The organism is Halomonas sp. ALS9 (assembly GCF_001651035.1).
In the GTDB taxonomy this organism is placed as follows: Bacteria; Pseudomonadota; Gammaproteobacteria; order Pseudomonadales; family Halomonadaceae; genus Vreelandella.
In genome coordinates this window covers 465,134-488,074 of record NZ_LXRG01000054.1, presented here as the reverse complement: position 1 = coordinate 488,074, position 22,941 = coordinate 465,134, and the positions used below count along the sequence as shown (strand labels likewise).

Annotated in this window: 21 protein-coding genes; 10 read left to right on the top strand and 11 right to left on the bottom strand. The window is 54.4% G+C overall.

Annotated elements, in window-relative coordinates; genetic code table 11:
* Nucleotides 1-85 precede the first annotated feature (85 nt).
* From A6R74_RS03845 to A6R74_RS03805, 9 genes are all read right to left on the bottom strand, one after another.
* A complete protein-coding gene (locus A6R74_RS03845) occupies nt 86-649 on the bottom strand; it encodes a hypothetical protein (RefSeq protein ID WP_064233124.1) in 564 nt (187 codons plus the stop codon).
* A 138-nt stretch (nt 650-787) separates the two neighbouring features.
* Nucleotides 788-1,612, bottom strand: coding sequence for a class I SAM-dependent methyltransferase (locus A6R74_RS03840; protein ID WP_064233123.1), 825 nt, complete (start codon nt 1,610-1,612; stop codon nt 788-790).
* A gap of 3 nt (nt 1,613-1,615) precedes the next feature.
* Nucleotides 1,616-3,319 (bottom strand): AMP-binding protein, encoded by a 1,704-nt coding sequence (locus tag A6R74_RS03835; RefSeq protein WP_064233122.1) that lies wholly within the window; start codon nt 3,317-3,319, stop codon nt 1,616-1,618.
* Between the two features lie 100 nt (nt 3,320-3,419).
* The gene (locus tag A6R74_RS03830; protein WP_064233121.1) at nt 3,420-4,325 is read right to left on the bottom strand and encodes a hydroxymethylglutaryl-CoA lyase; all 906 of its coding nucleotides are present in this window, start codon (nt 4,323-4,325) and stop codon (nt 3,420-3,422) included.
* Nucleotides 4,326-4,337: 12 nt separating this feature from the next.
* The gene (locus A6R74_RS03825) at nt 4,338-6,392 is read right to left on the bottom strand and encodes an acetyl/propionyl/methylcrotonyl-CoA carboxylase subunit alpha (protein WP_064233120.1); all 2,055 of its coding nucleotides are present in this window, start codon (nt 6,390-6,392) and stop codon (nt 4,338-4,340) included.
* Nucleotides 6,389-7,213, bottom strand: a complete 825-nt coding sequence (locus tag A6R74_RS03820; protein WP_064233119.1) for an enoyl-CoA hydratase/isomerase family protein — start codon at nt 7,211-7,213, stop codon at nt 6,389-6,391. Before A6R74_RS03820 ends, A6R74_RS03825 begins: the two co-directional genes overlap by 4 nt.
* A gap of 12 nt (nt 7,214-7,225) precedes the next feature.
* Nucleotides 7,226-8,833: a carboxyl transferase domain-containing protein gene (locus tag A6R74_RS03815; protein ID WP_064233118.1), complete on the bottom strand. Its 1,608-nt coding sequence runs from the start codon at nt 8,831-8,833 to the stop codon at nt 7,226-7,228.
* A gap of 11 nt (nt 8,834-8,844) precedes the next feature.
* Nucleotides 8,845-10,014, bottom strand: a complete 1,170-nt coding sequence (locus A6R74_RS03810; RefSeq protein WP_064233117.1) for an isovaleryl-CoA dehydrogenase — start codon at nt 10,012-10,014, stop codon at nt 8,845-8,847.
* Nucleotides 10,015-10,110: 96 nt separating this feature from the next.
* Nucleotides 10,111-10,590, bottom strand: coding sequence for a MerR family transcriptional regulator (locus A6R74_RS03805; protein WP_064233116.1), 480 nt, complete (start codon nt 10,588-10,590; stop codon nt 10,111-10,113).
* A 349-nt stretch (nt 10,591-10,939) separates the two neighbouring features.
* Between A6R74_RS03805 and A6R74_RS03800 the strand changes: the two genes are divergently transcribed.
* From A6R74_RS03800 to A6R74_RS03760, 9 genes are all read left to right on the top strand, one after another.
* On the top strand, nt 10,940-11,746 hold the full coding sequence (locus A6R74_RS03800; RefSeq protein WP_064233115.1) for an ABC transporter ATP-binding protein: 807 nt from the start codon (nt 10,940-10,942) through the stop codon (nt 11,744-11,746).
* Entirely contained in the window at nt 11,743-12,486 is a 744-nt protein-coding gene (locus tag A6R74_RS03795; protein ID WP_064233114.1) for an ABC transporter ATP-binding protein, read from the top strand. The genes A6R74_RS03800 and A6R74_RS03795 overlap by 4 nt, the downstream gene beginning before the upstream one ends.
* 194 nt (nt 12,487-12,680) lie before the next feature.
* Nucleotides 12,681-13,904, top strand: coding sequence for an ABC transporter substrate-binding protein (locus A6R74_RS03790; protein ID WP_064233113.1), 1,224 nt, complete (start codon nt 12,681-12,683; stop codon nt 13,902-13,904).
* A 101-nt stretch (nt 13,905-14,005) separates the two neighbouring features.
* Nucleotides 14,006-14,893, top strand: coding sequence for a branched-chain amino acid ABC transporter permease (locus A6R74_RS03785; protein WP_064233112.1), 888 nt, complete (start codon nt 14,006-14,008; stop codon nt 14,891-14,893).
* A gap of 2 nt (nt 14,894-14,895) precedes the next feature.
* On the top strand, nt 14,896-15,888 hold the full coding sequence (locus tag A6R74_RS03780; protein WP_064233111.1) for a branched-chain amino acid ABC transporter permease: 993 nt from the start codon (nt 14,896-14,898) through the stop codon (nt 15,886-15,888).
* A gap of 231 nt (nt 15,889-16,119) precedes the next feature.
* Nucleotides 16,120-17,274: an acyl-CoA dehydrogenase family protein gene (locus A6R74_RS03775; protein ID WP_064233110.1), complete on the top strand. Its 1,155-nt coding sequence runs from the start codon at nt 16,120-16,122 to the stop codon at nt 17,272-17,274.
* Nucleotides 17,275-17,291: 17 nt separating this feature from the next.
* Entirely contained in the window at nt 17,292-18,407 is a 1,116-nt protein-coding gene (locus A6R74_RS03770; protein WP_064233109.1) for an enoyl-CoA hydratase/isomerase family protein, read from the top strand.
* A gap of 107 nt (nt 18,408-18,514) precedes the next feature.
* A complete protein-coding gene (gene mmsB, locus A6R74_RS03765; RefSeq protein WP_064233108.1) occupies nt 18,515-19,417 on the top strand; it encodes a 3-hydroxyisobutyrate dehydrogenase in 903 nt (300 codons plus the stop codon).
* A gap of 227 nt (nt 19,418-19,644) precedes the next feature.
* On the top strand, nt 19,645-20,271 hold the full coding sequence (locus tag A6R74_RS03760; protein ID WP_064233107.1) for a glutathione S-transferase family protein: 627 nt from the start codon (nt 19,645-19,647) through the stop codon (nt 20,269-20,271).
* A 171-nt stretch (nt 20,272-20,442) separates the two neighbouring features.
* Here A6R74_RS03760 and A6R74_RS03755 read toward each other — a convergent pair whose 3' ends face one another.
* Nucleotides 20,443-20,667: an amphi-Trp domain-containing protein gene (locus A6R74_RS03755; RefSeq protein ID WP_064233106.1), complete on the bottom strand. Its 225-nt coding sequence runs from the start codon at nt 20,665-20,667 to the stop codon at nt 20,443-20,445.
* A 100-nt stretch (nt 20,668-20,767) separates the two neighbouring features.
* Nucleotides 20,768-21,721: a ketopantoate reductase family protein gene (locus A6R74_RS03750; RefSeq protein WP_064233105.1), complete on the bottom strand. Its 954-nt coding sequence runs from the start codon at nt 21,719-21,721 to the stop codon at nt 20,768-20,770.
* A 421-nt stretch (nt 21,722-22,142) separates the two neighbouring features.
* Here A6R74_RS03750 and A6R74_RS03745 point away from each other — a divergent pair, with 421 nt between their 5' ends.
* On the top strand, nt 22,143-22,940 hold the full coding sequence (locus tag A6R74_RS03745; RefSeq protein ID WP_064233104.1) for an abortive infection system antitoxin AbiGi family protein: 798 nt from the start codon (nt 22,143-22,145) through the stop codon (nt 22,938-22,940).
* The last annotated feature ends 1 nt before the right edge of the window (nt 22,941 follow it).

The window sequence follows — 22,941 nt, the reverse complement described above, 5'->3', positions numbered from 1 at the left end:
AGATCTCTTACAAAATTTTAATCCATGGCTTACAAATTGAGTAGCAACCAGAAAAATCAAAGTTTAATTTGTTAAAAGGGTGGCGTCAGAACGGCAGATGCAAGGAGGCGCTTAACATATTGAGATGGCTGAGGGTGGGGGCGTCGATGCGTTCGTACTCCAGGCGACTGACGAATCGATTAATCGTGACCGTGGCGCCGAAACCTTGCAGCATCGCGGTGCCGCTTTCGTCGGCGCCTTCCAGGTCGCTTTCGCCACGCCACTCAGTGATGCCGGACTTTGCATAGACGCTAAAGGCGCCCATGCGAACACCGGCAACAATGGCACCGCCTAAGCTCAGAGTATCCATAATCAGCGGATTAATGCTGGAAGAGGCGGCGATTTCTTCGCTTTCCCGGTAGGCGATTTCAGCGCCGATATCCAATTGAGGCAGACGCCAGGGACTGAAGCCTGCGGTTACTCGAAAACCGCTGGTATAGTTATCAAGGCTTTGAAGGTCGCTGCCTTCCAAAATGACGCCGTTATCAAGCTTCATCAGTTCACTATTGGGTGCGGTATAGGCCATTACCGGCGGAGTGTCGTCGGCGTAGCTGCTAAACCAAGGAACGGAGCAACAGAGCAGGGTGCTTGCCAAGCGTTTAATTGGCATGTTTCGTACACCTATTGTTTTATACTCATATGTTTTGTACCCATGTTTTATAACAGTATATTTTATACCTAATATCTTTCGTACCTTATATACAACGTCATGTACCCATGGGTAGGGAGAAAAACTATCCTATTCAGATTAGCAACTAGCTTGGATTTCCACCACTTTAATTGCGCCCTCGGCTAGGTTGTCGACTAAATTTTTACCCATGGTGATAAAACGCTCGCCGAAAACCCACTGGGGAGACAGCACCGCCTGACGTGGCGTCTGCTCTTTTTGCCGCTGACGCTGGCGCCACTCCAAGGCAATTTTGCTCCAGTCTTCCTCATGTTCAAGCTGAAAGCCGCCCTTTTCCAGCAAACAAGTCAGCTCCACACTAGACATTAGATGAGAGTGTTCGGAAGAGGCTGCCCAAGGCACCGGGTAGCGAAGGTGTGCCACATTGGGGCCGCTGATTACCTCATGCATCACTAGCTGTCCGCCAGGGCGCAGAACTCTGCGGCTTTCTGCGATTACCTTGGCGGCATCGGGCATATTGAGCAGACTGTGCTGAAAGAGCACGGCATCAAAGCTGTTATCGGCAAAAGGCAGGGTGCTGGCGTTACCGGTTACCCAGGTGAGTGGTAACGAGTCAGGTTGGTTAACCCGTAAGCTCAGCGCTTTGTTCAGTGCACTGAAACCATGAGTGATATCCAGTCCGGTTATCTGGAACCCCAGCGAAGCACCCTGCCGCATCAATCCGCCCAGTCCAGCACCGATATCCAGTACCTTGCTGTGAGTGTCAGGGTTGAGCCTTTGAAGTAGTCTCGCGGAGGCTGCCACGCCACCAATATGCAGCTGATCCAGAGGGGCTAATTGATGCAGGGTGGGGCCAGCGGGGTAGTGGCTATCAATCTGCGCCAGTACCTCATCAGCGCGCAGGGCGCGCTGATAGTGATCCGCTAACGGATTGGGAGACGTCATCGCCTATGACTCTTTATCCAAACCCAGCTCTTGAATGGAAATTTCGCGCATTTTGAATTTCTGAATCTTGCCAGTGACGGTCATCGGGAATTCGTCGACGAACTTGAAGTAGCGTGGAATTTTGAAGTGGGTGATCTTGCCTTTGCAGTACTCGCGCAGCGCTTCGCCGGTCACTTCACCCGCAGTGCTGTTGAGTTTTACCCAGGCGATCAGCTCTTCACCGTACTTCTTATCTGGCACGCCGGTAACCTGTACCTCTGAGATCGCTGGGTGGGCGTAAAGAAACTCCTCTATTTCTTTGGGATAGACGTTCTCACCGCCGCGAATGACCATGTCTTTGATGCGGCCGACAATCTGGATATAACCCTCTTCATCCATGGTGGCCAAGTCGCCAGTGTGCATCCAGCCCGCTTCGTCGATGGCTTCCGCGGTGGCTTTGTCGTTGTTCCAGTACTTCAGCATGACGCTGTAGCCGCGGGTACATAGCTCGCCGATTTCACCGCGGGGGAGAATACCGCCGTTGCCGGGGTCGACAATTTTGTTCTCTAAGTGAGGCTGGGTGCGGCCCACGGTGGAAACGCGCTTCTCGATGCTGTCGTTGGCGCCGGTTTGGGTAGAGACCGGGCTGGTTTCGGTCATGCCGTAGGCGATCTGCACGCCTTTCATGTTCATCTTATTGATGACCTGCTTCATGATCTCCGCGGGGCAGATGGAGCCCGCCATAATGCCGGTGCGCAGTGACGAGAGGTCGGTGCTGGGAAAGTCAGGGTGATCCAACTCGGCGATAAACATGGTGGGCACGCCGTATAGCGCAGTGGCTTTCTGTTCGTGAACTGCCTTGAGTACTTTGCCAGGGTCAAAGCCTTCATCCGGGTAGATCATGGTGGCACCGTGAGTCATGCAGCCCAAGTTACCCATCACCATGCCAAAACAGTGGTAAAGCGGCACCGGAATCACCAGGCGGTCTTCGCTGGTAAAGCCCATGCTTTCCGCCACAAAAAAGCCGTTGTTGAGAATGTTGTGGTGGGAGAGCGTTGCCCCTTTGGGGAAGCCGGTAGTGCCAGAGGTGTACTGGATATTGATGGCGTCGTCGAACTGCAGGGTTGCCTGGAGGTCGTTAACGTCGGTTTGGCTAACCTTGTTGGCTTCTTCCATTAGGTCAGACCAACGCCACATACCGCTGAGTTTGTCATTGCTTAAATTAATAATGCACTCAAGGTCAGGCAGCTTTTGTGATTTCAGTTCGCCTTCTTTGCAAGCGTTTAATTCGGGCGCGAGCTCATACAGCATGCCGCTGTAATCGGAGCTTTTAAAGCTGTTCGCAGTCACCATAAAACGGGCGCCGGATTGGTTCAGCGCGTATTCCAGCTCATGGGTGCGATAGGAAGGGTTAATATTGACCAGAATCGCGCCAATTTTAGCAGTAGCAAACTGAGTGAGCGTCCACTCGCTGCAGTTGGGCGCCCAAATGGCCACCCGGTCGCCTTTGTTAACACCAATGGAGAGCAGGGCGCGGGCGCAGCGGTTAACCTCTTCCTGGAGCTTGCGATAGCTCCAGTGGATGTTCTGATGCACAACAATCAGCGCGTCGTTATCAGCATACTGCGCGGCGATTTGGTCGAACTTATCGCCAATGGTCATACCTAGCAGCGGTTTGTCCGCCATGCTACTGGAGTAGCTGGGGTGGGTAAGAGCAGATGATGCCATGTTGAGACTCTCCGATATTTTTTTTGTCCGAGCGGTAAGGCAGAGGATAGTTGGCTGCTTTTATTGTTCTATTAATAACGTCTAGTTTTAATGGCTAGTTTTAATGGCTAGGGCCTTTTGCCAGGGCGACTTTGGCGCTTGGCTTGCGGCCCAGCTCGTTAGTGATCCAGTAGCCGGTGTCGATCACGGCCTGTAGATCGATACCCGTTTCAATGCCTAGCCCCTCAAGTAGATAGAGCACGTCTTCAGTGGCCACATTGCCGGAAGCGCCTTTGGCATAGGGGCAGCCGCCCAGGCCTGCGGTTGCCGCATCAATCACACTGACGCCTTCTTCCATTACCGCATATAAGTTGGCCAGCGCCATGCCGTAGGTGTCGTGGAAGTGAGCGGCCAGAAATTCGATGGGTACCTGCTGCTGAACGGCGTCAATCATACGCTTGGCGGCCAACGGCGTGCCAACGCCGATGGTGTCGCCCAGTGACACTTCGTAGCAGCCCATTTCATAAAGCGCTTTGGCTACCTCGGCGACTTTGTTGGGATCAATCTCGCCTTCATAAGGGCAGCCCAATACGCAGGAGACGTAGCCGCGTACGCGCACACCTGCCTCGCGGGCGCGCTCTAAAACGGGTTCAAAACGAGTGAGCGATTCGGCAATTGAGCAGTTGATGTTTTTTTGCGAGAAGGCTTCTGACGCGGCACCAAACACTGCCACCTCTTCAACACCTACGGTTAGGGCGTTTTCCAGCCCTTTCAAATTGGGCGTTAGGGCGGAATAGACCACCTCTTGCTGGCGCTTGATGCCTGCCATCACCTCAACGGCGTCGCCCATTTGCGGCACCCATTTGGGCGATACAAAGCTGGCGGCTTCGATATGCTTAATACCCGCCTTGGCAAGCCGCTCAATCAGGGCAATTTTGGTCGCGGTGGGCACGATAGCCCCCGGCTCGTTTTGCAGGCCGTCCCGGGGTGCCATTTCAAATAGCTTAACGGAGGTAGGCAATGGCATAAGCAGAGACTCCTATTTGTTAGCCGCAGCGTCGTTGGCCGCAAAGTCGAGCAGCACAGCGCCCTGGCTGACGGTGTCGCCAGCTTGGAAATGGAAGGTGTCAACGCTGCCATCCGCGGGGGCGGTCATGGTGTGCTCCATTTTCATCGCTTCCATCACCATCAGCGGCATGCCTTTTTCAACCGCCACGCCGGGCTCCACTAGCAAAGCAACCACGGTGCCGTTCATGGGGGCAGTGAGGGTAGACTCCGCCTCGTGGTGGCCGTGATCAATGGCATCAATGCGCCGCCAGAACAGGCGGGTTTCGCCGCTGGGGTCAGCCATAACGACGACATGACCATCGCGGCGCGCTTGCAGGCGGCGACGGTGGCCATTCAGGGTGACAGCAACTGCATCGCCGGTCAGCGGTTGAAGGCTTGCGGTTAAGGTGTCATTACCAATGGTTAGATTCCATAGCTTCTCGCCAGCGTTGCGCTTACCTTCCACGATCACTACCGCCTCATCGCTATCAGCGGCTTTTACGTCGGCTGGGTCACACAGCGCGATGCGAATGGTGTGGGGAGCATTGAGACGGAAGCCGTCGTGGCGATCCCAGGGCGAGTCGCTTTCGCACTCCTGGGCCAGTTGATTGAGGCCAATCAGCGCCGCGCTGGCGTAGGCCTCCATGCTATAGGTTCGCGGCGCAAACAGCGTGGCTTCATTGCGTTCGATAAAGCGGGTGTCTAGTTCGACGTTTTTAAAGCCGGGATGAGTCGCCAGGCGCATCAAGAAGGCGCGGTTGGTCACGACGCCCTGAACATCTAACGCCGCCAAGGCGCGGTTAAGGGTTGCCAGCGCTGCATCGCGGTCGGGGCCGTGCACAATCAGTTTGGCAAGCATCGGGTCGTAGTGCATCGATACTTCGTCGCCGCTCTCCACGCCGCTGTCCAGGCGCACTTGATCAGCACTTAAGCCCGCACCCTCCAGATCCAGAGCAAAGCGGTTAAGCAAGCCGGTGGCGGGCAGGAAATCCTGATCCGGATCTTCTGCGTAAATGCGCGCTTCAAAGCTATGGCCGGTAATCGTTAGCTCATCTTGAGAGCAGGGTAGTGGTTCGCCCATGGCCACGCGTAGCTGCCACTCGACCAGATCCTGGCCGGTAATCATTTCGGTGACCGGGTGTTCAACCTGAAGACGAGTGTTCATCTCCATAAAATAGAACGAACCATCAATGTCTAAAAGAAACTCGACGGTGCCCGCACCCACATAGCCGATCTCCTGGGCCGCGCGAACCGCAGCATCGCCCATGGCGCTGCGCAGCTCTGCCGTCATACCCGGCGCTGGGGCTTCTTCGATCACTTTCTGATGGCGGCGCTGCACGCTACAGTCGCGCTCAAACAGATAAACGCCGTTGCCGTGGCGATCGCAAAATACCTGCACTTCCACATGGCGTGGCTGTACCAGGTACTTTTCGATCAGCATACGGTCATCGCCGAAGGCGGCTTTGGACTCACGGCGGCAGCCATCTAGCGCTGCCTGGAAACCATCGCCTGATTCGACAACGCGCATGCCTTTACCGCCGCCGCCCGCGCTGGCTTTGAGCATGACCGGGTAGCCGATCTTGTCGGCTTCATTGCGGAGCAGGGCGTCGTCTTGATCGTCGCCGTGATAGCCCGGTACTAGCGGTACCCCCGCATTGGCCATGCGGGCTTTAGCAGCGGATTTGTCACCCATGGCGGCAATCGCCGAAGCGGGCGGGCCGATAAAGGTAATGCCCGCTTCTTCAAGGGCTTTTACGAAGCTGCCGTTTTCAGACAAAAAGCCGTAGCCAGGGTGAATCGCATCGGTGACGGTGCGCTTGGCGGCGTCAATCACTGCGTCAATATTGAGATAGCTTTCGCGCGCAGCGGCAGGGCCTAAGCGCACAGCTTCATCGGCTTCACGCACGTGGCGGGCGCTGGCATCGGCATCGGAGTAGACCGCGACGGTTTTCAGGCCCATACGGCGCGCCGTGCGCATCACCCGGCAGGCAATTTCGCCACGGTTGGCGACCAGCAAAGTGTCAAATTTGGTTGGGGTAAACGTCATGAGCGTGGCTCCGCAGCGTTATTGTGTTCTTCAGGTGACGTCCAAACCGGGCGGCGCTTTTCAAAGAAGCTGGATAAGCCCTCTTGACCCTCTTGGCTGACCCGCAGCTTGGCGATCACCTGACAGGTATGCTCGCGGGTGGCGTCACTGTCGGGCGCTTGAGCCACTGCGGCCATCAGCGCTTTGGTAGCGCGTTGGGCCTGGGGCGAGCCTGCTAATAGCGTTGTCAGCATGGCGTCGACGGCGCTGTCTAACGCTTCGTGCTCAACCACCTGATGGGCTAAACCGAGCGCGAGCGCTGATTCGGCATTCATCACTTCGGCAGTTAGTGCATAACGCCGCATTTGGCGCTCGCCCAGGGCACGCTGAACGTAAGGACTGATGACCGCGGGTGATAGACCGATTTTGACTTCCGAGAGGCAGAACTTAGCTTTATCAGAGGCAATCACCAGATCACAGCAGGCGGCGAGACCTACCGCGCCGCCAAACGCAGCCCCTTGAACACGGCAAAGCGTGGGGCAGGGCAGGGTATCGAGCCCATGCATCAATGCGGCAAGTTTGCGGGAGTCCGCGAGGTTATCCTCCAGGTCGTAATCGACCATGCGCTTCATCCAGTTCAGGTCGGCACCGGCTGAAAAGCTTTTGCCTTCTGACCCCAGTACTACCGCGCGAACTTCGCCAGCTTCAGCAAGGGTATGCAACTTGTTGAGGTGTTCATTCAGTTCGGCGATTAAGCTATCGTCAAAGGCGTTATGCACCTCGGGTCGGTTTAAGGTCAGGCGAGCCACGCCATTGTCTATGATGAGTGTTGAGTAAGCCATGGTGATTGCCCCTTACATCCGGAACACGCCGAAGCGTGTCTCTTCGACTTCGGCATTCATCGCGGCGGCGAGTGAAAGCCCCAGCACGTCGCGGGTTTGCAGCGGGTCAATCACGCCGTCGTCCCATAAGCGGGCGCTGGCGTAATAGGGGTGGCCCTGGTGCTCATACTGCTCGCGGGTGGGCTGCTTAAAGGCCTCTTCTTCCTCTTTGCTCCACTCGCGGCCTTCGCGTTCATGCTGCTCGCGTTTGACTTGTCCAAGCACCCCTGCTGCCTGCTCGCCACCCATCACGGAAATGCGCGCGTTGGGCCACATAAACAGCAGGTTGGGATCATAAGCCCGGCCGCACATCCCGTAGTTGCCAGCACCGAAACTACCACCTATCAGTACCGTGTACTTGGGCACTTTGGCGCAGGCCACGGCAGTCACCAGTTTGGCGCCGTGCTTGGCAATGCCTTCGTGTTCGTACTTGGAACCGACCATAAAGCCGGTAATGTTCTGCAGAAAGATCAGCGGAATCTTGCGCTGGGCGCACAGCTCAATAAAGTGCGCGCCTTTCACGGCGCTCTCGGAAAACAGCACGCCGTTGTTGGCCACAATACCTACCGGGTAGCCGTGGATGTGGGCAAAGCCAGTGACTAGTGTTTCGCCGTAGTAGCGTTTGAATTCGTCGAAATCTGAGTCATCGACAATACGGCCAATCACTTCCCGCACGTCGTAAGGCTTTTTAAGGTCGGTGCCGACGATGCCGTATAGCTCAGCCGGGTCGAGCTTGGGTGGCTTGGGTGCCTGCATGGCAAGCTTGCCGCGCTTTTGCCAGTTCAGCCGGGATACACAGGCACGGGCAAGTTGCAGCGCGTGGGCATCGTTTTCCGCGTAGTGGTCGGCGACACCGCTGATTTTGGCGTGAACATCCGCACCGCCCAGGTCTTCGGCGCTAATGCTTTCACCGGTGGCGGCTTTTACCAACGGCGGGCCACCGAGGAAAATCGTGCCCTGCTCCTTAACAATGATCGACTCATCCGCCATGGCTGGCACATAAGCGCCGCCCGCGGTGCAGGAACCCATCACCACGGCAATTTGTGGAATGCCCTCGGCGGACATGGTCGCCTGGTTATAGAAGATGCGCCCGAAGTGGTCGCGGTCGGGGAATACTTCATCTTGGCGGGGCAAGAAGGCACCGCCGGAGTCTACGAGATAGATGCACGGCAGGCGATGTTTACGGGCGATCTCTTGAGCACGAATGTGCTTTTTCACCGTGAGCGGGAAGTAGGTGCCGCCTTTTACTGTGGCGTCGTTAGCCACAATCACACACTCAACGCCGGACACCCGGCCAATGCCGGTCACCACGCCCGCGGCGGGGATTTCACTGTCGTAAATGTTATGGGCTGCTAGGGCTGAAAATTCTAAAAATGGCGACCCTTCATCGATCAGGTGATCAATGCGGTCACGCACAAACAGTTTCCCACGGCTTTCGTGGCGCTCGCGGGCTTTGGCACCGCCCCCTTGGGCGACGGCGGCGGTTAGCTCACGCAGTTTATTGACTTCACCCAGCATGGACGCTTCGTTGGCTTGAAACACATCGCTGCGCGGATTGATCTGGCTATTCACAGTGCTCATGGCGCGGCCTTTTATTTGGTTTCAGTGAACAGTTCGCGACCAATCAGCATTCGCCGAATCTCGCTGGTTCCCGCGCCAATTTCATACAGTTTGGCGTCACGCAGCAGGCGACCAGTGGGGTATTCGTTGATATAGCCGTTGCCACCCAGTAGCTGGATGGAGTCTAGCGCCACTTGGGTGGCTTTTTCCGCGCAGTAAAGAATCACGCCCGCGGCGTCTTTCCGGGAAGTTTGGCCGCGATCGCAGGCACCCGCCACGGCATAAAGATAGGCACGACAGGCATTGAGAGTGGTGTACATATCCGCCACTTTGCCCTGCACCAGTTGAAACTCACCAATCGACTGGTTGAACTGCTTGCGCTCATGGATATAGGGCATCACCACGTCCATCGCTGCCTGCATAATCCCAATCGGGCCAGCGGCTAATACGGCGCGTTCGTAGTCCAGGCCGCTCATCAGTACACGAACACCTTTGCCTTCTTCACCGAGAATATTCTCAGCGGGTACAGCGCAGTCCTGGAATACCAGCTCACAGGTGTTGGAACCACGCATGCCGAGCTTGTCGAGCTTCTGAGCAGTCGAGAAACCGGGCATACCTTTTTCGATAATAAACGCCGTGATGCCCTTAGAGCCGGCGTCGGGGTCGGTCTTGGCATAGACCACCAACACATCTGCGTCGGGGCCGTTGGTGATCCACATTTTATTGCCGTTAAGAATGTAGTGGTCACCGTCTCGCTTAGCACGAAGTTGCATGGAGACTACATCAGACCCGGCACCGGGTTCCGACATCGCCAAAGCACCCACATGGTCGCCGCTAATTAGCTTGGGCAGGTACTTGGCTTTCTGCTCAGGCGTGGCGTTGATCTTGAGCTGGTTGACGCACAGGTTGGAGTGGGCACCGTAAGAGAGCGCCACCGACGCGCTGGCCCGGGAAATCTCTTCCATGGCAATGCAATGGGCAAGATAGCCCATGCCGCTGCCACCATCTTCTTCGGAGACGGTAATCCCCAGCAGCCCCATATCGCCAAACTTCTTCCACAAATCGTTGGGGAACTCATTGTTGCGGTCGATTTCAGCAGCGCGGGGGGCAATCTCGCTGGCGGCAAAGGCGTTGACCTGCTCACGCAGCATGTTCAGTTCATCATCGAGGCCGAAGTTCAGTTCTGAGTAGTGTGAAAACATGGTCAATTACCTATCGCTAATTATTTATATTGGCTATTTATGCTGGCTAACTGTATTGGCGAGTCGAGCTGGCGTTATGGATGACTGGGCGCCGAGTCAGTGCATGGTGGCGGAAGAGGAGGTCGCATTTTTTTCGGAAGAGCCATCAGAAGTACCCGAGCGCTCCTCTTCGTATTGTTTTTCGTGTGGCCCTTTTTCATTTAGCTCTTCTAATGCTTGTCGGCAGCGAATTTCGGCGCTCTCCAGCTCTAGTTGCACCATCGTGATGTCTTTCATCTGCTGGTCAAGTACTGCACGACGCTCAGCTATTTTGCTCAGCATTAAATGCAGTTGTTTTTTACTGCCGCTGCGGGTTTCGTCCCATAACTCGAATAGTTCACGAATCTCAGCCAGAGAAAAACCCAGTCGCTTGCCACGAATCGTCAGCTTGAGACGCACCCTGTCCTTGCTGCTGTAGACCCGGGTCTGCCCGCGACGAGTGGGATGAAGCAACTCCTGGTCTTCGTAAAAACGTATGCTGCGGGTAGTCAAGTCAAACTCGCTGGCCAGTTCGCTAATCGAGTAGGTTCTGCTCATGGCGACGTTCTCTCAAAAGGCATGTTGTTAACAATCATTCCTAAGGATCATTCCTAAGATATACCTTCTATGGAACACTGCTACTGAGGCTAAAACAAGTTTACGTTAACGTAAAGCAATTATTGTCAGCAGTTTAAAAGCGTTGAATATATTTAAGTAATTGATATTTATGATTTTAAGTTGTTTGTTTAGGTAAGGAGATCTCGTCGATAGACCAAAGTTGTAATTGTATTGCCATAGCGAGAGTTGCTAGTTTGCACATACACCTTACGTTCAGGTAAGGCAGCGTCAGTCGCTATTGCTTACCTGTAAAGATTTCGCACAACAACAATAAGAGGCTTGCCACTCTATGAGTGCAAACGATGTCCTTCAGGGACCTGTCCTCGAAACCCGAGGGCTAACCAAAGAGTTCCGCGGGTTTACCGCTGTGGACGACGTCAATCTTCAGGTGCAGGAAGGACATATACACGCCTTGATAGGGCCCAATGGCGCGGGTAAAACCACCGTATTCAATTTGTTAACCAAATTTCTGCCGCCTACCCGGGGCGATATTTTGTATCGTGGCAAGTCGATCACGGGTAAGAAATCCAATGAAATTGCTCAGTTAGGCTTAGTGCGTTCGTTTCAGATTTCAGCGGTGTTCGCCCATATGACAGCGCTGGAAAACGTGCGGGTAGCACTCCAGCGCAAGCTGGGCACTTCGTTTCATTTCTGGAAATCCGAAAAATCCCTCGATCACCTCAATGAGCGCGCCCTTGAGCTGCTTGAAGAAGTTGGGCTGCGTGAATACGCCGATACCTTAACGGTAGAGATGCCCTATGGGCGTAAAAGAGCCCTTGAGCTGGCCACTACGTTGGCGCTTGACCCTACCATGATGTTGCTGGATGAGCCGACTCAGGGCATGGGGGCGGAAGATGTGGATCGTATCGTGGCGCTGATTAAGCGCGTGTCCCAAGGGCGCACGGTATTAATGGTAGAGCATAACTTAAGCGTGGTTAGCCGTCTGTGTGATCGCATTACCGTATTGGCACGAGGCGCTGTTTTGGCCGAGGGTGATTACCAGGCTGTCTCTCGTAACCCACTGGTACGTGAAGCCTATATGGGCAGCGACGCCGCGGAAGAGGATGGTTCTGAAAAAGAGGGAGCTGCCGTATGAATACCGCTGAAGCGCAGGCGCCTATCGATAATGTTCAAAGCCTAGAAATGTTGCGTGTTCAGGATCTGCACGCCTTTTATGGCGAGTCGCATATCCTGCACGGCGTTAATTTTGATGTGAAGCGCGGCGAGCTGGTGACGCTGTTAGGACGCAACGGCGCCGGGCGAAGCACCACGCTGAAATCGATTATGAATATGGTGGGGCGGCGCACTGGCTCGATTGTGATTAACGGCAATGAAACGTTGCATATGAAGCCTCACCATATTCCGCGTTTAGGGATTGGTTACTGCCCAGAAGAGCGCGGCATTTTTGCCAGTTTGGATGTCCACGAAAATCTTCTGTTGCCGCCAACAGTTCGCTCAGGTGGCATGAGCCTCGATGAAATCTACGCCATGTTTCCTAATCTGTATGAGCGGCGTAGAAGCCAGGGCACGCGGCTTTCCGGTGGCGAACAGCAGATGCTGGCCATGGCGCGCATTCTGCGCACCGGGGCACGCATGCTGCTACTGGATGAAATAACCGAAGGCCTGGCGCCAGTGATCGTGCAGAAGCTGGCCGAAGTGCTGGTTCAGCTTAAAGAGCGCGGTATGACCATTGTGCTGGTGGAGCAGAATTTCCGCTTTGCGGCGCCGCTGGCGGATCGCCACTTCGTGATGGATCACGGTCAGATTGTCGAAGAAATCAGCGCCGCGCAGTTGCCATCGCGGCGGGAACATCTCAACTCAATGCTGGGGGTATAACGCACTGACTACCTTCGACTCGCTCCTTGTTTAAACGCTTTTAATACCAGCACGACTCTGTTCACAAAATAACAATATGACCACTTAACACTGCAATTCGCACCTCGTAACACAACAGCTCAACAACGATACAACAGCTCAACAATTATACAACAGCTGCACAACAACAAGGCCCCCAGGGCCAGGAGACGAACATGACCTTTATGAAAAAAACGCTGGCTGCCAGCATCGCCGTCGCGGCAGCTTCAAGCCTCGCTGTGTCCACCGCCCAGGCGGATATGAGCGATGGTGAAGTGCGTATTGGCTACCTGGCCGATATGTCCGGCACTTATCGCGACCTTGCAGGCCCAGGCGGCTTAACCGCCATGGAGATGGCGGTGGCCGATTTTGGCGGCAGCGTCAACGGTGCGCCCATTGTTATTTCCAGTGCTGACGATCGTAACAGCGCTGACGTAGGCGCGAACACGGTACGTGGTTGGATCGACCAGGATAACGTCGATATGGTCGGCGGCCTGGTGGCGTCTTCTGTGTCCATTGCCGTTACCAAAGTGCTGGAAGAGAACAACGGTCTGGGCATCGTCTCCGGCTCTGCGGCGTCTAGCATTACCAACGAGCACTGCACCCCTAACCATATTCACTGGGTATACGACACCTACCCACTGGCTAATGGTACTGCCAAGGCCGTTGTAGAGCAGGGCGGTGATACGTGGTTTATGTTGACCGCTGACTACGCCTTTGGCCATGCACTGGAGGGTGATGTAACCAAAGTTGTGGAAGAAAGCGGCGGTGAAATTGTCGGCGGCGTACGTCATCCGTTCCCCACGAACGACTTCTCCTCTTACATTCTCCAGGCGCAAGGTTCCGGTGCGAAAATTATTGGTCTTGCCAACGCTGGCGCTGACACCGTCAATGCCATTACTACCGCCAGCCAGTTTGGTATTACCCAGTCTGGCCAGCAGCTAGCGGGCCTACTGATTTTCTTGAATGACGTACACGCACTCGGGTTAGAAGCCACCCAAGGGCTGTTGCTTACCACCGGCTGGTACTGGGATATGGATGAACAGTCCCGCGAGTGGGCGCAGCGCTACTTTGATGAAGTAGGCCGCATGCCGACGATGGTTCAAGCGGGCATTTACTCCAGCACTATGCACTACCTGAAAGCCGTTGAAGCGGCGGGCACTGACGACCCAGAAACTGTGCGCGCACAAATGGCCGAAATGCCGATTGAAGACTTCTTTGCCCGCAACGGCACTATTCGTGAAGACGGCCGCATGATTCACGACATGTACCTAGCTCAGGTAAAAACGCCAGAAGATTCCACCGGTGAGTGGGATCTTTACGAAATCCTCAGCACCATTCCCGCCGAAGAAGCCTACCGCCCGCTATCGGAAAGCCAGTGCAAATTGGTGCAAAACTAATCTCCAGGCTGAGCTTGGTTCAGATAGCAATCGCAAGTGATGTGTAGAACCGGTTGGCGGCAAGTTGCCGCCAACTGCTTGACGGCGAGGAGAGTCGCGTTATGACGATGATATTCGGCGTGCCAATGGCCGTGTTTATGGGGCAGCTAACGCTGGGCCTTGTGAATGGCGCTTTTTACGCACTGCTTAGCCTGGGCCTGGCGGTCATCTTCGGCCTGTTGAAGATCGTCAATTTTGCCCATGGGGCGCAATACATGCTGGGGGCCTTCGCCGCATTGTTAGGCTTTCGTTATTTAGGCATTAATTACTGGCTGGCGCTGCTGCTGGTTCCTTTAGTAGTGGGCGCTTTTGGTGTTCTGTTAGAGCGCTTTTTACTGCGCAGGATCGCTCATTTAGACCATCTTTACGGGCTGTTGCTGACCTTCGGTTTAGCGCTGATTTTTGAGGGCACGCTGGTCAATTTCTTCGGTGTTTCTGGTGCACGCTATGCCACGCCGGAAATTTTTCAGGGTGGTCTGAACCTGGGCTTTATGTTCCTGCCTACCTATCGCGCCTGGGTGCTGGTGGCAGCGCTGGCGATGTGCCTGTTCACCTGGTTCATGATCGAACGTACGCGGCTGGGGGCTTACCTGCGCGCGGGTACTGAAAACTCGCAGTTAATGCAGGCCTTTGGCGTTAATGTACCGTTGTTGATAACGCTAACGTACGGGTTTGGGGTTGCGCTCGCCGCATTTGCCGGGGTGCTGGCTGCGCCGCTCTATCCGGTATCGCCAACCATGGGGTCAAGCCTGTTGATCGTGGTGTTCGCTGTAGTGGTGATTGGCGGTATGGGCTCGATTCTAGGTGCCATTATCACCGGACTCTCAATGGGTATCATCGAAGGGCTGACCAAGGTGTACTACCCAGAAGCCGCTAATACGGTGATCTTTCTTGTCATGATCCTTGTGCTCATGTTTCGCCCCGTTGGGCTGTTCGGTAAGGAGGCATGAACATGGCAGAATCTCAACCAATGACGGCGCCATCCGCGGTACTTGAGCGTCAAAAGCGGGCTAAATTTCGCCGTAATATGTTCTATCTGGCATTGATTGTGGTGGGCTTGGTCGCGCCGTTTTTAGCCTACCCCGTGTTCCTGATGAAAGTGCTCTGTTTTGCACTGTTCGCCTGCGCCTTCAATCTGCTGCTTGGCTATGCGGGTCTGCTCTCTTTTGGTCATGCAGCGTTCCTGGCGACAGGTGGTTACGTAACCGGCTACCTGTTGGCGAGCTACCCTGGATTAACCCCGGAGCTGGGTATTATCGCCGGGACTGTTCTGGCCACGCTGCTTGGGGTGGTGTTTGGGGTGCTCTCCATCAGGCGTCAGGGTATCTATTTTGCCATGGTGACTTTGGCGATCGCCCAGCTGGTGTACTTTATGTTTGTCCAGGCGCCGTTTACTGGCGGTGAGGATGGCTTGCACGGAGTCCCCCGTGGCGAACTGTTTGGGGTGATCAGCCTGAGCAGCAATCTGGCGATGTACTACTTTGTTTTCGCGATATTTATCGCTGGCTTCGCGCTGATTCAGCGCACGGTGCACTCGCCGTTTGGCCAGGTGCTTAAAGCGATTCGTGAAAACGAGCCCCGGGCGGTATCGCTGGGTTACAACACCGATGCCTATAAGCTTGTTGCGTTTGTTATCTCCGCCGGTTTGGCAGGCTTGGCAGGTTCAACGAAAACCGTGGTTTTCCAGCTGGCCTCGTTGACCGATGCGCACTGGCATATGTCCGGTGAGGTGATTTTAATGACCCTGTTGGGCGGTGTGGGCACCTTGTTGGGCCCTTTGATGGGCGCGGGCATTGTGGTCAGCCTGCAACATATTTTGGCGCAATCGCCGCTGGGCAACTGGGTCAGCGTGATTCTCGGCATCATTTTTGTGATCTGCGTGCTTAGCTTCCGTAGCGGCATCATCGGTGAGCTGGACAAGATGTATCGCAAAAACTTTAAGTAGACCGTTTTTAAAACAGTCTCTCAGTCCTGTACTTATTGATCCTTCCCATTGGGCGCCGTTTGGCGCCTTTTTTCCATCTATCTATTTACCTATTTATCTATCAATCGCAGGCCTACGCCTAAGGTCGCAAGCATGGGTATGTTGCTTGTAGCCGGGTAAATAGATAAGTTAACGTAAACGTCAATTACAACGACAACACCCAGTGTGCAGGCACACTAGTGGAGATACGCGATGAATTTTGAGCTTAATGAAGACCAGGTTGCGTTTGCCGATATGGCAAGAGCGTTCGCCCAAAACGAGCTGGAGCCCCATGCCGCCGAATGGGATCAAACCTCGTTCTTTCCCGTTGATGTAATACGTAAAGCGGGCGAGCTGGGCTTTTGTTCCCTTTATGCCCCAGAAAGCGTGGGCGGGTTAGGGCTTTCACGGCTTGATGCCAGCATCATTTTCGAGCAGCTCTCCATGGGCTGTACCTCTACCACTGCGTATCTGACCATCCACAATATGGTCACCTGGATGCTGGCGGATTTCGGCACACCGGAAGCCGTAGAGCAATGGGGCGCAAAGCTGGCCACGGGCGAGTTGCTGGGCTCTTACTGTTTAACCGAGCCCAACTCAGGCTCTGACGCGGCATCGTTAAAAACCACCGCCAAGCGCGATGGTGATCACTACGTGCTGACCGGCAGCAAGATGTTTATTTCCGGCGCCGGTAGCACCGACTTTCTGGTGGTGATGGCGCGTACCGGTGGCGAAGGGGCTAGCGGCGTCTCGGCGTTTGCCGTGGATGCCAAGAGTGACGGCATTAGCTACGGGCGCAAGGAAGAGAAAATGGGCTGGAACAGCCAGCCAACCCGCATGATCACTTTTGAAGACGTTCGGGTGCCCGCCAATCACCTGCTCGGCAATGAAGGCGACGGTTTTAAAATCGCCATGAAGGGCCTCGACGGCGGGCGTATCAATATTGCCACCTGCTCCATCGGTACCGCCCAGCAGGCAATTAACAAAGCGCGGGAATATATGCGGGAGCGCAAACAGTTCGGCAAGCACTTGGCCGAGTTTCAGGCGCTGCAGTTCCGCTTGGCCGATATGGTCACCGAGTTGGTCGCCGCGCGCCAGTTAGTGCGTATGGCGGCCACCAAGCTAGATGCAGGGCACGTCGATGCCCCGACCTACTGTGCCATGGCTAAGCGCTTTGCTACCGATGTGGGCTTTAAAGTGTGCGATGAAGCGCTGCAGCTATACGGTGGCAACGGCTATATCAAGGAGTACCCCATGGAGCGCTACGTGCGCGATACCCGGGTACACCGGATTCTCGAAGGCACCAACGAAATCATGCGCCTAATTATCTCCCGTCGGGTGCTGGCAGACGGCGCCACCGAGCTGTAAGAGGAGAAGGAGAGCCAATGAGCAGCGTACTGTTTACCGAACACGCCACCGATGATGGCCATGTCATCGGCGAGATTAAGCTTAATGCCGAGCGCTCGCTGAATGCGTTAACGCTTGAAATGATTGAACTGATGCTGCCGCGCTTAAAAGAGTGGGCCACCGACGAACGGGTCGTGGCGATCCTGCTGGATAGTGCCGGCGAGAAAGCGTTTTGTGCCGGTGGCGATGTCGTCAACCTGTATAAAACCATTACTGGCGAGGGCGACCCCCGCTTCCCAGAGCGTTTTTTTGAAACCGAGTATCGGCTCGATTATCTGCTGCATACCTATCCAAAGCCGGTGATCTGCTGGGGCAGTGGCATTGTCATGGGTGGCGGTATGGGGCTGTTAAGTGCCAGCAGCCACCGCATAGTCACCGAGACCTCGCGCCTGGCCATGCCGGAAGTCACCATCGGCCTTTACCCCGATGTGGGCGCCAGCTGGTTTTTGAACCGACTGCCCAACGGTGCGGGACGTTTTCTAGCCATGACCGGCTGCCAGATCAACGCGCCAGATGCCTTGCAGCTTGGCTTGGCCGACCGCTGTATCTCCAGCGACCAGCGCGACAGCTTGATGCAGCAGCTCAGCGAAGCCGCCTGGGGCAAAGGCGAGCAGACCGACGCCCACGGTGTGGTCAATCGCGTGATGCGTGAGTTGGAGCAGACGTCTCAGCCCGCCTTTGCCGACTTGGAAACACCGATACATAAGCATGCTGCGCTGATTCGCGAGTTGATGGATCACGATAGCGTAGAGCAGATTGTAGCCGCGATTGCCGCGGTGGAAAGCGACGATAAATGGTTTAGCAAAGCGCAGAAAACCCTGGCCCAAGGCAGCCCGGTGTCTGTTAAATTGATTGATGAGCAGCTCAAGCGCGCTAAGCATATGTCGCTAGCGGAAGTGTTCCAATCAGAGATGGCGCTGTCGGTACAGTGCTGCCGTCACCGTGAATTCCCTGAAGGGGTTCGCGCGCTGCTAGTCGACAAAGACGGCCAACCGGCATGGACGTATCCCGATGTGGCCTCGGTAGAGGATAGCTTTATCAATGAGCTGCTATCTTGCCCCTGGTCGCAAAATCCGCTGGCGGATCTACGCTAATACTATATTTTCATAACCGAGTTTTCAGAACTGGGTTTTCATGACTGGGTTCTTTCAACTCAGCTCTTACAACTTAGCTCTCACGACTTGCTGATAAGGATAATAAAATGAATACCATCGCATTTATCGGTCTGGGCAATATGGGCGGCCCTATGGCTGCCAATCTAGTCAAAGCAGGCTTTGAGGTTCGCGCCTTTGATCTTTCTCAAGCGGCGCAAGACACCGCCAAAGCCAATGGCTGTGAAGTGGCTTTTTCGGCTCAGGAAGCGGCCACCGATGCCGACTTTATCATTTCAATGTTGCCCGCAGGCAAGCATGTACGCGGGCTATACATTGAAGACGATGCGCCGCTATTTGATGTGATCAAACGGGGTGCTCTGGTGATCGATTGTTCTACCATTGACGGCGATACCGCCCGTAGCGTTGCCGCTGACGGTGAGAAGCTGGGTATCGGCTTTGTGGATGCGCCGGTTTCCGGTGGGGTAGGCGGCGCTCAAGCGGCCACACTGACCTTTATTGTGGGTGGCAGCGTGGCCGAGTTCCGGCAGGCTAAGCCAGTGCTGGAAGCCATGGGTAAAAATATCTTCCACGCCGGCGACCATGGCGCGGGGCAAGTAGCTAAAGCATGCAACAACATGCTGCTGTCCATCTTGATGGCGGGCACCTGCGAAGCGATCAATATGGGCATCAAAAATGGCCTCGACCCTGCGGTGTTGTCTGAAATTATGAAGCAGAGCTCCGGTGGTAACTGGGCACTCAATGTTTACAACCCCTACCCTGGGGTAATGGAAAATGCACCGGCTTCCAAAAACTACCAAGGCGGTTTTCAGGTAGATTTAATGATCAAAGACCTAGGCCTTGCCATGGATATCAGCCAGCAAAGCGCCTCCGCAGTTCCCATGGGTTCCGCCGCCCGGTCACTGTTTACCCTGCATAAAGCCAAGGGCAACGGCAAGCTCGACTTCTCAAGCCTGATGAAGTTTTATCAAGATAAAGAAGGTGAATCGTGAGGTGTGAGGCGTAAATGGTGAGGCGGGAACCGTGAGGTGGGAATCGTAAATGGTGAGGAGCGGTGTTTTGTAGCGCGTGGTAACGAGTAGCGAGCGCAGCGAGAAACGAGGCACCCGCGAGAGGGCGGCGAAGCCGCCCCAGCCCTGCCACAAAAGCCCCAGCTTGCCACCCAACCCCATGCGAGGCAAACTCAGCTTTCTCCCTACTCGTAAACACAAGGATTGCCATGATCACGCTTTGGGGCCGCAACAACTCCACCAACGTCAAAAAAGTGCTGTGGGTGCTCGAAGAGCTTGGGCTGGCCTTTGAGCAGATCCAGGCGGGTCTTGAGCACGGGGTAAATAACACCCCGGAATACCTGGCCATGAACCCCAATGGTCTGGTGCCGCTACTCAAAGACGACGCCACCAACAGCGTGTTGTGGGAATCTAATGCGATTGTCCGCTACCTTGCTGCACAGTACGGCCAAAACAAGCTATGGATCGAAGCCCCCGCCGAACGTGCCCAGGCAGAAAAGTGGATGGACTGGGCAAACAACACTCTGTCACCCAAGCATCGCACTATCTTGATGGGGTATGTCAGAACCCCACCCGATAAGCGCGATCACGCCGCTCTTGAAGCGGGCATGCAGGCCTGCGAAGAGCTGTTTGAACTGCTGGATAACGTGCTGGCCAAGCAGGCGTATTTTTCAGGCAATCAATTTGGCCTGGGCGATATTGCCGTTGCACCCTTTATCTACAACTTATGGCATATCGGCTTAACCTGGCAGCCGCGCCCCAATCTAGAACGCTGGTACCAACAAATCGCGGAACGCCCGGCCTACCAAAAAGCAGTGGTGATTCCGGTTACCTGATGTGTGAGTCTCGATGAGATAAACGCGCTTGTGGAACACTCTAAGTGTTTGAGTGAGAAGTGGTTTTTATGTGACGCGTGGTAACGAGTAGCGAGCGCAGCGAGAAGCGAGGCACCCGCGGGAGGGCAGCGAAGCTGCCCTTGGTATCACGCACGCAACTGGATTCAGACACTACTCATTTTTCCATTTGATCTGAAATTCAATTTCCTCTTCATCATCTGAGCGTTCGTGTTCGATGGTGAATTCGGCGCGAACGGGGACGTAGATGCGCTCGCCTGCAATCTGAATATCGAAACGTTCCCCGTTCTCGATGGCATCAGCCAGTCGCCTTAGCTTGGCCACAAAATCGGCCTTCGGATAGCCTTTTTCTACGTCTCTCTCTTCTTTGGATCCCATTTGCTTCTCCTGGGTTAAGTCATTACTGCCAGCGCCTGTGGTGAATCAGGCTCGCATCCAGTCTAGCAGGTGATCCGCGCACGTAACGGTTGTCCTTTCCTCAATGACGATGAGTGCCTAAATAACTCGCTTCCATCTCTGCTAACTCATCATCCAACCCCTGCAACACCTCACACGCCAACCCATGGCGCTGGGCGTTCTCAATCAACGGCCCCAATATCGCCCCGCGTTCGGTAGGCTGTTCTGCCTGCACATCCTGCAGCATAGAAGCCTTGTTGTTCGCGGTGTTCTCTACCACCTGCCACACCAACGCCAGCCACGCTTGCTCACCACTCATACCATTATCTTGCCCATCGTTTGGCGGCTGAATACCTTCTGCCTTCATAATCGCCGCGACTTCCTTTACCACAGCTTCCACACGCTGCGCATAAGGGTCGGCACGAAGCACCCCATTGCGCACGCCATTCAGCGCCACTAGAGGGTTAATCGCCGCGTTCACCGCCAGTTTTTGCCACAACCGATGGCGAATATCATCCACTTTGGTAGCGGCAAGCCCCGCCTGGGTTAACGTTTGCGCAAGTTCATCCGCCAGGGCGCTGTGCCGGTTATTCAAATCGCCAATAAACGTATGCCCGCGCCCGGCGTGAACCACGCCATCATCACCGGTTAAGTAAGCACCTTCCGTTGTTGTTGCACATAGCACTGGCCCCGGCCACGCCTGAGTAATCCGCGGCTGAGCCAAAAAGCCGTTCTGCCACAGCACCAGCGGGGTAGAAGGGGGAATATAACCACTAATGCCAGCCAGCGCCGTCTCTGCCGCCATCGCTTTGGTAGTGAGATGTACAAAAGCGGGTGGTTCATGCGTTTTAGAGGTGAGTTGGGCAACCGTGAGTATATTGAGAGGCTGCACCTTTTGTTCGCCTTCAGGTGTGGAAAGTGCTTGCTGCTCAGGCAGCGCACGTCGACCAATTAGCGTGGTGGCCGCTAAAGGTGAAAGCGAATGGGCCAGCAGGCGGCCAATGGCACCAGGGCCGAGTATCCAGTGGGTAGTCATCATCAAGGTCGTTGCTCAGCAGCGGCGTAGCCGCCAAGCTTACCGTGTTCATTGCCCAGAAATGAAGGCGGTATAAACGGTTAATTTCCAGTGACGGCAGCAATCGTTATCTGGTAGCTTTGAAGCTAAGAAGATTTGGATAACTTGTACTTAAGGTGGTGCAAGCAGCGCAGGTGGTGGCTGCAGGGACACCTTGTTGGAGGACTGGTTTCGACCCAAAGCGGTCGTTCCGGCGAAAGCGGCATGCTGATTCAGCCGGAACGATAATCTATATTATGCTGCCTATTTATACTTAATTTATTTTAATTTCAGCGGGATAGATCGTGACTGATGGGCTATATAACCTCAATGAAAGCGCCGCCGGGTTCATTCAGGTTATGTAGTGGGGTTTATAACCACTGTTAAAACTCAGGAGAAACTCGTGTCAGGATTGACTCAACGTTATATATCCAAAGAGCTATTACACTTTATTGGTCGTGGTATGGACACTGGCGAGCAATTTAGGTTGTTTGCGAAAATTCTCTCGGAAGGTTGGATCACTCACCCCCCTCATAATCCAAATGCTAGTGGTAACTTACAAGTGAATGTGGGGGCATCTATCAGCAACAATGAAATGTATAGCCCTGACATAACTTGTTTTGCCGATATTCCTTTAGAAGATATCTCCCTACACATGGGAAAGTACAGTTCAATAGGCTTATCATTTACCAAAGACTTTATTGCTGCCGCAGGAGGGGTTCCTGTTCATTACCTACCAATTGATGCAAGTGTAAACAGATCAAAAAACCTGAACTGCGAAGACATTCAAAAAATTGTATTTGAACATGGTCATGACTCTTTAATAGAGCATATGAGTGAGACTGTTTCTAAAGGGCAGCATTTCGATGAAATGCTAAGCGAGTATCATGAGTTATTTGATATATTTAGAACGCTAGCACGAGAAGCCGATCCCACGCCTGGTGTTTCTGGCTTGTCTAAACGAGTAATGGAGCTAAAACGGTTTCTTGATTTTCATTTGTTTAGCTACTTTAAGTTTTTTGATCACCGAAAAGCAGATGATGACCCCGATAATTACTATTTTGAACGTGAGTGGCGAATTGTAGGAAATCTACGGTTTACATTAGATGATGTAAAAACAGTGCTAATACCAAGCGAGTTTTCCCGAGCTTTCAGAGAACAGTTTCCTGAATACGTTGGCCAAGTTGTATTTACAGATTAGT

Coding starts and splice junctions, on each gene's coding strand:
- A6R74_RS03760 (WP_064233107.1), top strand. CDS start 19,645: ATGATCACGCTTTGGGGCCGCAACAACTCCACCAACGTCAAAAAAGTG.
- A6R74_RS03770 (WP_064233109.1), top strand. CDS start 17,292: ATGAGCAGCGTACTGTTTACCGAACACGCCACCGATGATGGCCATGTC.
- A6R74_RS03840 (WP_064233123.1), bottom strand. CDS start 1,612: ATGACGTCTCCCAATCCGTTAGCGGATCACTATCAGCGCGCCCTGCGC.
- A6R74_RS03750 (WP_064233105.1), bottom strand. CDS start 21,721: ATGACTACCCACTGGATACTCGGCCCTGGTGCCATTGGCCGCCTGCTG.
- A6R74_RS03785 (WP_064233112.1), top strand. CDS start 14,006: ATGACGATGATATTCGGCGTGCCAATGGCCGTGTTTATGGGGCAGCTA.
- A6R74_RS03845 (WP_064233124.1), bottom strand. CDS start 649: ATGCCAATTAAACGCTTGGCAAGCACCCTGCTCTGTTGCTCCGTTCCT.
- A6R74_RS03800 (WP_064233115.1), top strand. CDS start 10,940: ATGAGTGCAAACGATGTCCTTCAGGGACCTGTCCTCGAAACCCGAGGG.
- A6R74_RS03755 (WP_064233106.1), bottom strand. CDS start 20,667: ATGGGATCCAAAGAAGAGAGAGACGTAGAAAAAGGCTATCCGAAGGCC.
- A6R74_RS03805 (WP_064233116.1), bottom strand. CDS start 10,590: ATGAGCAGAACCTACTCGATTAGCGAACTGGCCAGCGAGTTTGACTTG.
- A6R74_RS03780 (WP_064233111.1), top strand. CDS start 14,896: ATGGCAGAATCTCAACCAATGACGGCGCCATCCGCGGTACTTGAGCGT.
- A6R74_RS03815 (WP_064233118.1), bottom strand. CDS start 8,833: ATGAGCACTGTGAATAGCCAGATCAATCCGCGCAGCGATGTGTTTCAA.
- A6R74_RS03795 (WP_064233114.1), top strand. CDS start 11,743: ATGAATACCGCTGAAGCGCAGGCGCCTATCGATAATGTTCAAAGCCTA.
- A6R74_RS03790 (WP_064233113.1), top strand. CDS start 12,681: ATGACCTTTATGAAAAAAACGCTGGCTGCCAGCATCGCCGTCGCGGCA.
- A6R74_RS03825 (WP_064233120.1), bottom strand. CDS start 6,392: ATGACGTTTACCCCAACCAAATTTGACACTTTGCTGGTCGCCAACCGT.
- mmsB (WP_064233108.1), top strand. CDS start 18,515: ATGAATACCATCGCATTTATCGGTCTGGGCAATATGGGCGGCCCTATG.
- A6R74_RS03810 (WP_064233117.1), bottom strand. CDS start 10,014: ATGTTTTCACACTACTCAGAACTGAACTTCGGCCTCGATGATGAACTG.
- A6R74_RS03820 (WP_064233119.1), bottom strand. CDS start 7,213: ATGGCTTACTCAACACTCATCATAGACAATGGCGTGGCTCGCCTGACC.
- A6R74_RS03830 (WP_064233121.1), bottom strand. CDS start 4,325: ATGCCATTGCCTACCTCCGTTAAGCTATTTGAAATGGCACCCCGGGAC.
- A6R74_RS03775 (WP_064233110.1), top strand. CDS start 16,120: ATGAATTTTGAGCTTAATGAAGACCAGGTTGCGTTTGCCGATATGGCA.
- A6R74_RS03835 (WP_064233122.1), bottom strand. CDS start 3,319: ATGGCATCATCTGCTCTTACCCACCCCAGCTACTCCAGTAGCATGGCG.